This is a genomic window from Marinomonas phaeophyticola, from assembly GCF_026966905.1.
GTDB classification, from domain to species: domain Bacteria; phylum Pseudomonadota; class Gammaproteobacteria; order Pseudomonadales; family Marinomonadaceae; genus Marinomonas; species Marinomonas phaeophyticola.
The window spans coordinates 49,820-62,516 of sequence record NZ_JAPUBN010000017.1 but is presented as its reverse complement, the minus strand read 5'-3'; the positions used below and the strand labels follow the sequence as shown (position 1 = coordinate 62,516).

Here is a 12,697-nt window from a genome sequence, read left to right as displayed (position 1 = left end):
TAGAAAGCCCTAAGTGAAATCACTTGGGGTTTTTTTATAGGTAAATTCTATGAGTTATGGAATAATTACCGTTTTTGAGCGTGGGGAAGTGTGCTGACCGTTAATGATTTAATTGCTTGTTTTAATGGATGCTTTAAAGATGAGTATCATGTTGTTTTGGTTGGCGGTGCGTTGGAGCCTCTTTACACCCCTATTCAATATGATGAAGCTCCTGCAAAAATACATTTTCGCTTAGACTATATTTCTAGTGCTCTACATGAAATAAGTCATTGGTGTATTGCGGGCCTTGAGAGGTTGAAGCTGGAAGATTATGGGTACTGGTATGAAACCGATAGTAGAACGCTGGAATTGCAGAAGAAATTTGAAGTGGTCGAAATTAAACCCCAAGCTATCGAGATGGCGTTCCATAAGGTGTTAGGTCTGCCATTTAGAGTCAGTGCAGATAACCTAAGTTTATTAGACTATGACACATCAAATTTTGAGCGTGCGGTAAATTCGCAATTTCATACGTATTTAAAAGTGGGTTTTCCGGCAAGAGCGCAAGCATTTTGTGAGTGTTTACTCAAGTATCAAGGGATTAATAGATCGTTATATGACTACCTTAAATAAAAAATTACGCATCGTTGCCGATGAAAATATGCCAAAAGTAAGAGCGCTGTTTGCTGATTTTGGAGATGTTTCTCTTGTTGATGGACGTAGTTTAACTAATAAACAAGTTATTGATGCAGATGTGTTGTTGGTAAGGTCTGTAACAAAAGTGAATGAATCCCTATTAAAAGGGGCGTCTGTGCAATTTGTAGGCACGGCGACCATAGGAGTGGATCATATTGATCAGGATTATCTGCAAACAAAGGGCATTGGCTTCTCTAGTGCTCCTGGTTGTAATGCGAATGCGGTTGCTGACTATGTCGTGAGCTCTTTATGCTACTTGCATTCAAGCAAGGGTGTGGATTGGTTAACTAAAAAAATTGGAGTGATCGGCTTTGGTAATGTAGGTAGTACGGTTTATAAACGTTTGAGTTCCGCTGGTTGTGATGTAAGCGTATTTGATCCATTCAAACAGGCGGAGGTCGAAGGGCCATTTGTCTCATTTGAAGAAATTATGCAGAGCGAGATTATCTGCTTACACGCACCCTTGACGAAAGAAGGAAGTCATCCAACGTATCATATGATCAATTCGAAAATGCTATCTTATTTAAAACCTAACGTCAGTATTATTTCTGCGGGGCGTGGGGGAGTTATTGATGAGGTTGCATTGGCAAAGCGTTATTCCGAATTAGATGAGCAACTGAATTTGATTTTCGATGTTTGGGAGGGTGAACCTGAAATTTCCCCTACAACGTTATCAATAGTCGATATCGCGACACCTCATATTGCTGGATACAGTAAGCAAGGTAGAGAAATTGGTACCTTCATGATATATGAGGCCTTTTTATCACATTTTGGCTTAGATTCTTCTAAATTTTACAAAGATTGTGTTTCAAAAGGGTATATTTCATCTATAGTATCGGGGCATGATAGTACTCAGTTAGATGTCTTATCAAAAATTGTTCATTCAATATACGATGTGATGCGAGATGACAGTTATATGCGGTCAGCTTATAAGCGTTGTTCTCAAAAGAAAGTGCCATTTGATGATTTACGGAAAAACTACATTGAGCGCGATGAGCTAAATACATGTTATGTTAGTGAAAAAAACATTTTTACGGCTTTAGGTTTTTCTTGCCGTACTTAAGAAAGAAGGTGTCATGGCTGAGCTAATTGAGTCTCAATTAAACGATTTAAGTATAAACCTCGGGGAAAAGGCTCAGATAGAGTTTATATCTCCACCATCTCGACATATGGTAAAGATAATAGGGTTTATTCCTAGTCGATCTTTAATTGTGTCTTGCCCAAAAGTAAATGGTAAAAATATTATCGTCCGTGACAGTCAAGTTGTTAATGTGCGGCTAATGTTAAATACCTCTGTCTCTGCTTTTTCAAGCAAAATTGCCAAAAGTTATTTAGAACCTGCTCCTCATTTACATATAGCCTACCCTAGGCAGGTTGAAACGTCTGTTGTACGTCAGGCTATGAGGATAGAGACAAAGCTAATTTGTGCCTTGGATGTTTTAGCCGATAACGAAAATAGCATTGCAACAGCTGCAAATGGTATCGTGATAGATTTAAGTGTTGGCGGAATAAAGCTTATTTCAAGGGAAGATATTGGCTCAGTAAATTCGGTCATGAAAATGGCTGTTAATATAAAAGTGGCAGGCTATCCACAGTTATTAAAGCTTGATTGTGAAATACGTTCTCAAGAAATACAAATGCTTGATCAAGTACAAGCAAGTATTGTTGATAATGACTTTCTTGCGAGAATGGGGGCGGAGTACTTTTTTGTTTATGGTGTTAGATTCATTAACATGACGAAGGAATCGGCTATCATTTTAACGGCCTTTATTCTTGAAAAGCAGAAATATAATTTATAGTGTTTGCAGTCCATAGATAGATTTTAATAAAACGGCCGCTTAGGATCATGGAGCGGCCGTTTTTTTTGATGTTAAAGTGCTTGAAGTGCTTTAATGCGATCATCAAGGTCAGGGTGGCTTGATAGTAATTGACCGAAGGTTGGTTTGCGCCCTTGTCTAATGCCAAAGGCCATCATGGATTCTGGCATTTGGGATTCTTCTTGCTCTTGTTTTAGTCGCAGTAGAGCCGCGATCATTGCGTTTTTACTGGATAATTCAGCGCCCGCCTTGTCTGCTTTAAACTCTCTGTAGCGCGAAAACCACATTACAATCATAGAAGCTAAGATTCCAAATAGAATCTCAAATATAAATGTGGCGATATAGTAACCCCAGCTAGGTGAACTGTCTTCGTCATTGCGCCTTAGGAACTGATCAACGGCATAACCTGCTATCCGAGCAAAGAACATGACGAAGGTATTAACCACCCCTTGAATGAGTGACAGAGTTACCATGTCGCCGTTGGCAATATGACCTATTTCATGTCCTAGTACGGCTTCAATCTCATCTGGAGAAAAACGTTCTAACATTCCACTGGAGACAGCGACTAAGGCGGCGTTTTTATTCCAGCCTGTGGCGAAAGCGTTTGCTCCATAACTTGGAAAGACAGCCACTTCAGGCATGCTTATACCTGCCTTTGTAGAGAGTTTTTCAACCGTACTTAAAAGCCAAGCTTCTTTATGATTGCTGGGAGAGGTAATGACTTTGGCTTTAGAGCCCATTTTCGCCATCATTTTTGACAAAAATAGCGAGATGAAGCTGCCAACAAAACCGAACACAGCACAGAAAATAAGTAGGGATGTAAGGTTGAGTCCAGAGCTTGATAGGTATCTTTCAACACCGAGCAGATTTAGAACAAGGCTAGCGACAATAATGACAGCTATATTTGTAGCCAAGAAAAGTAGTATACGCATAATGGTTATCCCATGAGTTGATTAATTAAATGCATCATGGTGCTTCTTCAAAAAGATTCAAGTGATGGGGGTGTTTTATTAATAGGGGTAGGGCACGATTACAATAAAGAGTCTATCGTGCCCGCAATACTTAAGCGTTTTTCTATTCTAGAAGAGGTTTTTATCTTAATAGCGCGCGAATATTTGAATCATTTAGTAAACGATTAACCGTTTCCCCTGCAAGCTTGTTAAGTGATGCTTCAACTTCTTCTTGGTCTGGAAGAGAGCCATATTCATCAGTAACCTCTGATCCATAATTGGCTGAGTAAGTTTGATTGTTGCTTTTAAGGGTTGCTTTTAAGTTAAATTTTAACTTTGCAATTGTTTTGAGTGCTTGAGTAGATGTTGTGTAACTAAGCTGGGTAACATCGACGGTGAGAATGTTGGCTGGTGGTGTTCCGTTTTCTAGATCGTAGCCTAGTTCAGTGAGCCCCTCGGCAATTTTTAATTTGATGCTTTCGGCGACTTCATTGCTGATAAATACATCAGCGTGCTCATGTATGGCTGTATCAATAGATCCAATTTTATTATCAAGGTAATGGGTCACCTTTATTTTAATAGGGTGTGTGTTGCTAAGTTGAGCGGATTGCAATTCAATAGAAGGGTCAAGGTTGATGTAATGCGTAGTATTAGCGCAACCGGTGGTTGTGATGAGGGCGACAGCGCAAGCAGTACAATAAATGATCTTTTTAAGCATATTATGACTCCATAAAGCCTATTCATTAAGATAATTAGTAAAAAACACAATTACTTTAACAGAAAATTAAAAAAACTGTTGATTTTCAGGCTAGTAACAGTAATATACGCACCCGCTCACACAGCAATATTTGTTTGTGTCCCATTCGTCTAGAGGTCTAGGACACCGCCCTTTCACGGCGGTAACAGGGGTTCGAACCCCCTATGGGACGCCATTGTTTTTAATGGCTTATATAGAATGAACAAATAATTGTGTGAATGCAATGCGGGAATAGCTCAGTGGTAGAGCACAACCTTGCCAAGGTTGGGGTCGCGAGTTCGAGCCTCGTTTCCCGCTCCAATTTTTATTGATAATGTTAGGCATTGGCTTGAGATTATTGAAACCTAGGAATAGGTTGTTGTGTCCCATTCGTCTAGAGGTCTAGGACACCGCCCTTTCACGGCGGTAACAGGGGTTCGAACCCCCTATGGGACGCCATTTTTACTGGTTTATTTTGTTGCAAGCGTTATAGGGCAGCGGATAAATGTGCGGGAATAGCTCAGTGGTAGAGCACAACCTTGCCAAGGTTGGGGTCGCGAGTTCGAGCCTCGTTTCCCGCTCCAATTTTTATTGATAATGTTAGGCATTGGCTTAAGATTATTGAAACCTAGAAATAGGTTGTTGCGTCCCATTCGTCTAGAGGTCTAGGACACCGCCCTTTCACGGCGGTAACAGGGGTTCGAACCCCCTATGGGACGCCATTTTTACTGATTTATTTTGTTGCAAGCGTTATAGAGCAGCGGATAAATGTGCGGGAATAGCTCAGTGGTAGAGCACAACCTTGCCAAGGTTGGGGTCGCGAGTTCGAGCCTCGTTTCCCGCTCCAATTTTTACTGATGATGTTAGGCATTGGCTTAAGATTATTAAAGCCTAGAAATAGGTTGTTGCGTCCCATTCGTCTAGAGGTCTAGGACACCGCCCTTTCACGGCGGTAACAGGGGTTCGAACCCCCTATGGGACGCCATTTTTACTGGTTTATTTTGTTGCAAGCGTTAAGAGGGCGGCAGATGAATGTGCGGGAATAGCTCAGTGGTAGAGCACAACCTTGCCAAGGTTGGGGTCGCGAGTTCGAGCCTCGTTTCCCGCTCCAAATTTTACTGATGATGTTAAGCGTTGGCTTAAGGTTATTGAGACCTAGAAATAGGTTGTTGCGTCCCATTCGTCTAGAGGTCTAGGACACCGCCCTTTCACGGCGGTAACAGGGGTTCGAACCCCCTATGGGACGCCATTTTTACTGATTTATTTTGTTGCAAGCGTTAATAGGGCAGCAGATAAATATGCGGGAATAGCTCAGTGGTAGAGCACAACCTTGCCAAGGTTGGGGTCGCGAGTTCGAGCCTCGTTTCCCGCTCCAATTTTTACTAATGATGTTAGGCATTGGCTTAAGATTGTTGGAACCTAGAAATAGGTTGTTGTGTCCCATTCGTCTAGAGGCCTAGGACACCGCCCTTTCACGGCGGTAACAGGGGTTCGAACCCCCTATGGGACGCCATTTAATTTTTAATTTTTCTGTGTTATCAGAAATAAACGTACGTCCCATTCGTCTAGAGGTCTAGGACACCGCCCTTTCACGGCGGTAACAGGGGTTCGAACCCCCTATGGGACGCCATTTATTTGCGTTAGACTATTTTATCGCAATTAAATCAAGTAATACTTATGGCTACCTTTCTTAACTACTCTCCATCCAATACCCTTTCCTTAGTAGATAGAAGCATTTCCTATGGAGATGGTTTGTTCGAAACAATTTTAGTCTCTAATGGAAGTGTTCAAAATTTAAATGGACACCTTTCAAGATTGTCTAAAGGCTGCTTGGCCCTACGGATACCTTTTGGTTCGGATGATCTTTCTAAATTGGCTTTTTTTCTAAATGACCTTGCCTTATCTTACACTCGTTCCCATGTTTTTAAAGTGATAGTAACGAGAGGTGAGGGCGGTCGTGGGTATTTACCCAGTGCCGTCGCCGTTCCTAATGTTATCATTTCCACCTCAATGGCTCCCGACTATACCAAAATTGCTCAATCGGGTGTGGCCCTTGGCGTTTCCTCTGTGCCTTCAAATATTAATCGTTACCTTGCTGGTATAAAGCATTTAAATAGATTGGAAAATGTGATGGCCAAGACAAACTTAACTGAAGGTTGTTTTGAAGATGTGATGCTCGATGCTAACGGGTTTGTGGTTGAGTGTATTCAGAGTAATTTATTTTGGTTTGCTGAAGGGGGGCTGAAAACACCCTTATTAGATGGCAGTGGTGTCCAAGGAACCATGCGGAGTCGGATTTTGGTCGAAAACGAGTGCTTTCCTGTTGAAATCGGCCGCTATCTTGTTAAGGATATGCAGGCGGCGGACGAAATTTTTATCACCAATAGCTTAATGGGTATAGTGCCTATTACGAATTTTATTGGACAATCGTTTCCAATCGGCATTAATACCCGTAAAATCAAAGTCCTTTTGAATTGTTAAGCTAGGTAGTGCATGTCTGTTATAAAGTGGTTATGGCGTTTATTATTAATTGCGATCATGCTGATTGGTGTGTTTGCAGGAGGTTTATATTATGGAATTACTCAGCCTCTAATGCTTAATGAGCCAATGATTTATGAAGTGAAGCCTGGTTATACAACAACAAGAATTGGCTCTCAAATGGAGGCGCGTGGATGGATATATCATTCACTTCTAATGAGAGTCGCATCAAGACTAAACCCCCAATGGGTATCGAAAGTGGGTGAGTATGAAATTACTCCGCAAATGAATGTATTGGATGTATTAGCTAAATTTGATTCTGGTGACGCGATTCATTACAAAGTGACCTTGCTTGAAGGGCATACCACTCGTGAGTTTATGGATACCCTGACGAAAAAGGGAAATATTAAAATGACCCTGAGTGGTCTTTCCAACATAGAAATATCTAGAAAGTTGAATCTTCCATATCCGAATTCAGAAGGACTTTTTTTTGCTGATACCTATCAATACTACAAAGGCGATACGGATGTGGCCATTTTAAGGCGATCTCATAAAAAGCTGATGGATGTACTAGAGGGGGTGTGGAAGGAAAAAGACAGCAATTCCCCCTAAATGATTCCTATGAAGCGCTTATTCTAGCATCGATTATTGAAAAGGAGACAGGGGATGCGTCAGAAAGGCCTCTTATTTCAAAAGTATTTGTAAATAGGTTAAGAAAGAATATTCGCCTTCAAACCGACCCCACTGTTATTTATGGATTAGGTGAAGCATTTGATGGCAATTTAACAAGAGCTCACCTTAGAGCCGAAAATCCTTACAATACGTATCGTATCTTTGGTTTGCCTCCTACACCTATTGCCAATGTTGGTAAAGAATCTATTGTGGCAGCGGTTTCTCCAGGAGAAACGGATGCCTTGTATTTTGTGGCCAAAGGGGATGGAACCCATGCGTTTTCTCGTACTTTAAGAGAGCATAATAATGCTGTTGCGCAGTATCAGCGTTTTCAACGGCGTTCAGATTACACTTCATCACCAAAAGAAAAATAGCAGGGTTATAGGGTATGAGAGGTAAATTTATTTCTTTAGAAGGGGGTGAAGGTAGCGGTAAGTCAACCAGCCTTGCGCACATTTTGTCTTGGTTAGATGAGAGAAATATTCCCTTCATCACGACTCGTGAGCCAGGGGGAACCCCTCTTGCGGAAGAAATTCGTTCTCTTGTGCTTAATGAACGAGATGAAAAAGTCCATGATATGACAGAACTGTTGTTGGTCTTTGCATCAAGAGCACAACATATTAATGAAAAAATAAAACCGGCTCTTGATTCTGGAGTCTGTGTGATTTCAGATCGATTTGTTGATTCCTCTTTTGTTTATCAGGGTGTCGCTCGACAAGGAAATTTAGCCATAATTTCAACCTTAACGGATTGGGTGGTTGGTCAGTGTCTACCAGATAAAACCATTTTATTGGATGTGCCGGTAGAGATTGGTTTGGCGAGAGTGCAAGCAAGGCAGAAAATAGATCGTTTGGATAAAGAATCTGTATTATTTCATGAGTCAGTGCGTTCAGGATTTATGGACAGGGCAAAGGCGGATGTTAAGCGTTTTTCTGTTATTGATGCCAGCCAAGCATTAGACCTCGTATTAGGTGACATTGATGATGTTTTGACACAAATATTTGAATCGAGTGTGAATTAATGTCTTTGCCTGCCTGGTTACAAAAAGAATATCAGCAGCTTTTGTCGCTAAAAGAGTCCCGGGCATTATCTCATGCCATCCTCATTATTGGGCCTGAGGGAGTAGGCCAAGAGGTGCTTTCCTCTCAATTTGCTATTGACCTAATGTGTGAGCGATCTTCTAATGCATGCGGGGTCTGCCATTCTTGTGAATTAATGAAGGCTAATACACATCCTGATTTTTATGTTATTGATGGTCGTATCGAAAGCATTAAAGTGGATCAAATCAGAACATTAAGCAAAAAAGTTTCTCAGAAATCGCAAGTGGGCAAAACAAAAGTATTGCATATGATGCATGTACAAAATATGAATGCCAATGCGTCAAATGCTTTACTTAAAATACTTGAAGAGCCGCCAAGCGGAACCTTCTTTTTATTGACGGCTTTTCAAGCAGCCAGTTTACTGCCTACTATTCGCAGTCGCTGCTTGTTAGTTAATGTACCCACACCAAACCAACTTGAAGTAAGAGAGTGGCTTGAATTGCGGTATCCAGAAAAGAGGCTAGACACACTTTTTTGGCTAACTCAGCAGGCGTATGAGTTAGCGGAATTGGCGGATTCAGGAAAGGACCGTTTCTATTTCGATTTTCCTGATGCTTTTCAAAGTGGCATGCAATCTCAATCAGAGTTAGCGATTTTTTTAAATGCCGTGGATAACAAAAATGTATTGAATTACTTAAAAGCGGTTCAAGCATTATGTCATCAAGCGTTGATTTTTTCCGTCTCCAATGATCGCTCAGCGATGCATGCAAGCTTGTATGAAAAAATGATTTCACGGTTTGGTGTGCACAAATTACTTTCATCCTATGAGTCACTTCAGGCACTAAAAGACAGTTTAGGGCGTACTAATTTAAATGCCCCTATGCAATTTAAATCCCAAATAAACAAATGGTTTAACTAATTTATGTTGATCGATACACATTGTCACCTAGATGGACTGGATTTATCCCCGTATGAGGGGCGCTTAGATCTTGCATTAGATGCGGCCGTCAATGCTGGTGTAAAGCAGTTGGTGAGCATTTCGGTAGATTTAGACAGTCTGCCAAGCATCTTAGAATTTACTAACAGAGAGGGTGTATATGCATCCGCTGGCGTTCATCCTTTGCATACAAAAGGTTTGTTAAAAGACGAAAAGGAATTGCTTGAATTTGCGCAGCACGAAAAAGTGATTGCAATAGGAGAAACCGGTCTTGATTACCACTATGAGTCCGATAAAAAGATTCATCAGGCGCAGCGAGACAGTTTTGCTCTGCATTTATCTATCGCAGGGTCTCTTGATTTACCTGTTATTGTCCATACTAGGGAAGCAAGAGTAGATACCATCGAGTTGCTTAAAGAGTACGGTAATATTGAATCTGGTGGGGTATTGCACTGCTTTACTGAGTCCTATGAGATGGCAAAACAAGCATTAGATGAGAATTATCTGATTTCTATTTCTGGTATTGTTACCTTTAAGAATGCGCAAGAATTAAGGGATGTTGTTAAAAAAATACCTCTTGATCGATTGTTAGTAGAAACTGATGCGCCGTATTTAGCACCGATACCCTTTAGAGGTAAGAAAAACGAGCCTAAGTACGTGGCGGAAGTCGCTCAGTTTGTCGCCGATATTAAAGGGGTGCGCTATGAAGCGTTACTGGAAACCACTGCCAATAATTTCTATGGTCACTTTAAGCGAGCCTCTGCCTTAAATACGCTTAAATTAATAGGTTAATGATATAAATACAGGATGCAATATAAAGCGGTTTTCAGTGTTTTATATTGCTTAATCGGTTTATATTGAGTCCAACATCAGAAAAATACTTTATTCGAGGCAATTGTGTTTACTCAATCCAATTGCTCGTAACGACTTAGGAAGATAATGAATGACATTTACGGTAAGCCCACTTTCAATAGATCAATTATGTGCAAAAGTTCCCAAATCCCATCTTGAGTTTTCAACCCTATCTGAGCTTGATCCATTAAACGGCATATTAGGTCAAGAGCGCGCCGTTGAAGCGATTCAATTTGGTGTAGCCATGCAAAGGCCAGGCTACAATATTTATGCTATGGGGGATTCAGGCACTGGTCGTTCATCCTATGTGATGAGTTATCTAAAAGGTGAAGCTAAACGTCAGGCGGCCCCACAAGAGTGGACTTATGTACATAATTTCGATGATAGTCGTTCCCCAAAAGCCATTGAGTTTGCTCCTAGTCAAGCCAAAGTATTTGAAGATCATATTAAGGAAGTGATCGACGGCTTAATGGTCAGTTTTCCTGCTGCCTTTGAAAACCCAACCTATCAACAGCAGAAAAGCGCTATAGATCGTGAGTTTAATGAACTGTACGAATCGGCCATTAATAAAGTAGAAAAAGAAGCGGTAAAAATTGGTGTTGCTATGTATCGCGATGCTTCTTCAGTGAGCTTTGCCCCAATGAGAGATGGTAAAGCATTGGAAGATAATGAATTTGCGGCTTTATCAGATGATGAACGAGACTATTTCCAAGAAGGTGTTTCCCAATTAGAACATAGATTGAATAACGAACTGCTTATTTTGCCGCAATGGAAGCGCACAACCTATGAACAACATAAGCGGTTAAATTTAGATACAGTGAAAGAAGCGCTGGATCCATTTATGACACCTCTGTTTGAGTATTACAGTGAAAATGATGCCGTAATTGCCTACTTAAAAGCCATGCGAAGCGACTTAGATAAAAATATCATTGATCAAATGGTTGATGATAAAGTCGCAGAAAGTCGTGATGATGCGGGAAGGCGTCAGGCCTATGAGGAACTTTACGTACCCAATGTCGCGGTGACTCATCAGATCGATGGGGGGGTGCCTGTCATTTATGAAGCCCATCCAACCTATCGCAACCTTTTTGGTCAGGTTGAATACAGTAGTGATCAGGGTATGTTAATTACTAATCATCGCTTGATACGTTCTGGAAGCCTACATGCGGCTAATGGTGGCTATCTGATTCTAGATGCTGAAAAGTTACTGACAGATCATTATTTATGGGAAGCCTTAAAAAGAGCGCTAAAAAGTAAAACCTTAAAAATAGAGCATCCTTATTCTGATTTAGGCTTAACAAATACGACAACCTTGGCTCCAGAAGACATTCCATTGAAAGTGAAAGTGGTCTTAATTGGTTCTCGTGAAATTTATTATTTATTACAAGATGCCGATCCGGATTTCCAAGATATGTTTCGTGTTTTAGTTGATTTTGATGACACGCTAAAGCGCAATAAAGAATCAGAAATGGCTTTTGCAAGACTACTGAACGATCGAGTGTTAAAAGAAAACTATGCCGATGTGACACAAGCTGGGGTTGCTACCTTGATTGAATACAGTAGTCGTCTTGCAGAGCATCAAAAGGAAATGTCTGCTCGAATTGGTGACGTGTTTGAACTTCTAGGTGAAGCCGATTTCATTCGTCAATTAGCAAAAGACGATTTGACAACGGATATTCATATAAAGCGCGCTTTAAAGGCGAAAAAACACCGTACAGGTCGTGTAAGTGAAAAAATCATTGAAGAAATTGTTGATGGTACTGTGTTGCTTGAAAGTGACGGTGTGGCAGTTGGTAAGATTAATGGTTTAACCGTGATGCAAATTGGTGACAGTAGTTTTGGTGCGCCTGCACGGATATCTACAACCGTGTACCCTGGAGGCAAAGGCATCATTGATATTGAAAGAGAGTCTAACCTTGGGCAAAATATTCATTCGAAAGGCGTGTTAATTCTGTCAGGGTATCTTGGTAATAAGTATGCCCAGAAGTTCTCTCTAGATATATCCGCCTCCATCGCTATGGAGCAAAGCTATGGTTATGTAGATGGTGACAGTGCCTCAACAGCAGAATTGTGCTGTTTACTCTCGGCCTTAGTGCAAGTGCCATTGCGTCAGGATTTGGCTATCACGGGCTCGTTGAATCAATATGGTGAAGTACAGGCGATTGGTGGTGTAAATGAAAAAATTGAAGGCTTCTTTAATGTTTGTCATGCTCGAGGATTGACCGGATCCCAAGGCGTTATAATTCCTAAATCTAATGCGAATAATTTAATGTTATCAGATGATGTATTGGACGCCGTATCGGCTGGGCAATTTTCTATTTATACCATTGCAACAGCGGATGAAGCCTTAGCTTTATTGACAGGGGTTGAAGCGGGAGTAGTTAATGCGGAAGGGGAATATCCTGAAGGGACGATCAACGCAAGAGTGATACAAAAACTGGAAGAGATCTCTAAGCTTGGCGAAGAGGAAGGCGACGAAGAAGAGGAGAATGCAGAAAAAGGCACCTCGGAAAAGGCGTAGGTGTAATTTTTAGATCGCGATT

General features: G+C 41.0%; 12 protein-coding genes and 12 tRNA genes. 22 read left to right on the top strand and 2 right to left on the bottom strand.

All coding sequences use genetic code 11. The features are described 5' to 3' along the window. The first annotated feature begins 90 nt into the window (after positions 1–90). Genes O1D97_RS11585 through O1D97_RS11575 form a run of 3 tightly spaced genes read left to right on the top strand, consistent with a single transcriptional unit; the run spans position 91 to position 2,471 of the window. Positions 91–609 carry an elongation factor P hydroxylase gene (locus tag O1D97_RS11585; protein ID WP_269125737.1) on the top strand — a complete coding sequence of 173 codons (519 nt, stop codon included), beginning with the start codon at positions 91–93 and terminating at the stop codon, positions 607–609. Next, positions 593–1,735: a 4-phosphoerythronate dehydrogenase gene (locus O1D97_RS11580; RefSeq protein WP_269125735.1), complete on the top strand. Its 1,143-nt coding sequence runs from the start codon at positions 593–595 to the stop codon at positions 1,733–1,735. Before O1D97_RS11585 ends, O1D97_RS11580 begins: the two co-directional genes overlap by 17 nt. A gap of 13 nt (positions 1,736–1,748) precedes the next feature. Further along, the gene (locus O1D97_RS11575) at positions 1,749–2,471 is read left to right on the top strand and encodes a flagellar brake protein (protein ID WP_269125733.1); all 723 of its coding nucleotides are present in this window, start codon (positions 1,749–1,751) and stop codon (positions 2,469–2,471) included. 71 nt (positions 2,472–2,542) lie between these two features. On the opposite strand, the gene htpX is transcribed toward O1D97_RS11575, so the two are convergent. Together htpX and O1D97_RS11565 are read right to left on the bottom strand one after the other, a co-directional pair. Further along, on the bottom strand, positions 2,543–3,421 hold the full coding sequence (htpX, locus tag O1D97_RS11570; RefSeq protein ID WP_269125731.1) for a protease HtpX: 879 nt from the start codon (positions 3,419–3,421) through the stop codon (positions 2,543–2,545). Between the two features lie 160 nt (positions 3,422–3,581). After that, the gene (locus O1D97_RS11565) at positions 3,582–4,157 is read right to left on the bottom strand and encodes a YajG family lipoprotein (protein WP_269125729.1); all 576 of its coding nucleotides are present in this window, start codon (positions 4,155–4,157) and stop codon (positions 3,582–3,584) included. Positions 4,158–4,295: 138 nt separating this feature from the next. On the opposite strand from O1D97_RS11565, the gene O1D97_RS11560 reads away from it, so the two are divergent. From O1D97_RS11560 to O1D97_RS11470, 19 genes are all read left to right on the top strand, one after another. Next, positions 4,296–4,371 (top strand) — tRNA-Glu (locus O1D97_RS11560). 50 nt (positions 4,372–4,421) lie between these two features. Then, positions 4,422–4,496 (top strand) — tRNA-Gly (locus O1D97_RS11555). Positions 4,497–4,558: 62 nt separating this feature from the next. Next, positions 4,559–4,634 (top strand) — tRNA-Glu (locus O1D97_RS11550). A gap of 50 nt (positions 4,635–4,684) precedes the next feature. After that, positions 4,685–4,759, top strand: a tRNA-Gly gene (locus O1D97_RS11545). 62 nt (positions 4,760–4,821) lie between these two features. Next, positions 4,822–4,897 (top strand) — tRNA-Glu (locus O1D97_RS11540). 50 nt (positions 4,898–4,947) lie between these two features. After that, a tRNA-Gly gene (locus O1D97_RS11535) sits at positions 4,948–5,022 on the top strand. Positions 5,023–5,084: 62 nt separating this feature from the next. Further along, positions 5,085–5,160: transfer RNA gene (locus O1D97_RS11530), tRNA-Glu, on the top strand. Positions 5,161–5,211: 51 nt separating this feature from the next. Then, a tRNA-Gly gene (locus O1D97_RS11525) sits at positions 5,212–5,286 on the top strand. Positions 5,287–5,348: 62 nt separating this feature from the next. Continuing rightward, a tRNA-Glu gene (locus O1D97_RS11520) sits at positions 5,349–5,424 on the top strand. A gap of 51 nt (positions 5,425–5,475) precedes the next feature. Continuing rightward, positions 5,476–5,550 (top strand) — tRNA-Gly (locus O1D97_RS11515). 62 nt (positions 5,551–5,612) lie between these two features. After that, positions 5,613–5,688: transfer RNA gene (locus tag O1D97_RS11510), tRNA-Glu, on the top strand. Positions 5,689–5,729: 41 nt separating this feature from the next. Continuing rightward, positions 5,730–5,805, top strand: a tRNA-Glu gene (locus O1D97_RS11505). A 47-nt stretch (positions 5,806–5,852) separates the two neighbouring features. Beyond that, positions 5,853–6,656, top strand: coding sequence for an aminodeoxychorismate lyase (gene pabC / locus O1D97_RS11500; protein ID WP_269125727.1), 804 nt, complete (start codon positions 5,853–5,855; stop codon positions 6,654–6,656). Between the two features lie 12 nt (positions 6,657–6,668). Beyond that, entirely contained in the window at positions 6,669–7,265 is a 597-nt protein-coding gene (locus tag O1D97_RS11495; RefSeq protein WP_269125726.1) for an endolytic transglycosylase MltG, read from the top strand. Beyond that, complete coding sequence (mltG, locus tag O1D97_RS11490; protein WP_269125724.1) at positions 7,235–7,699, top strand: endolytic transglycosylase MltG; 465 nt, start codon at positions 7,235–7,237, stop codon at positions 7,697–7,699. Before O1D97_RS11495 ends, mltG begins: the two co-directional genes overlap by 31 nt. 14 nt (positions 7,700–7,713) lie before the next feature. After that, complete coding sequence (gene tmk, locus O1D97_RS11485; protein ID WP_269125722.1) at positions 7,714–8,346, top strand: dTMP kinase; 633 nt, start codon at positions 7,714–7,716, stop codon at positions 8,344–8,346. Further along, a complete protein-coding gene (gene holB / locus O1D97_RS11480; protein WP_269125720.1) occupies positions 8,346–9,284 on the top strand; it encodes a DNA polymerase III subunit delta' in 939 nt (312 codons plus the stop codon). Before tmk ends, holB begins: the two co-directional genes overlap by 1 nt. A 3-nt stretch (positions 9,285–9,287) precedes the next feature. Further along, entirely contained in the window at positions 9,288–10,094 is an 807-nt protein-coding gene (locus O1D97_RS11475) for a TatD family hydrolase (RefSeq protein ID WP_269125719.1), read from the top strand. 151 nt (positions 10,095–10,245) lie between these two features. After that, positions 10,246–12,675, top strand: coding sequence for a Lon protease family protein (locus tag O1D97_RS11470; protein ID WP_269125717.1), 2,430 nt, complete (start codon positions 10,246–10,248; stop codon positions 12,673–12,675). Positions 12,676–12,697 lie beyond the last annotated feature (22 nt).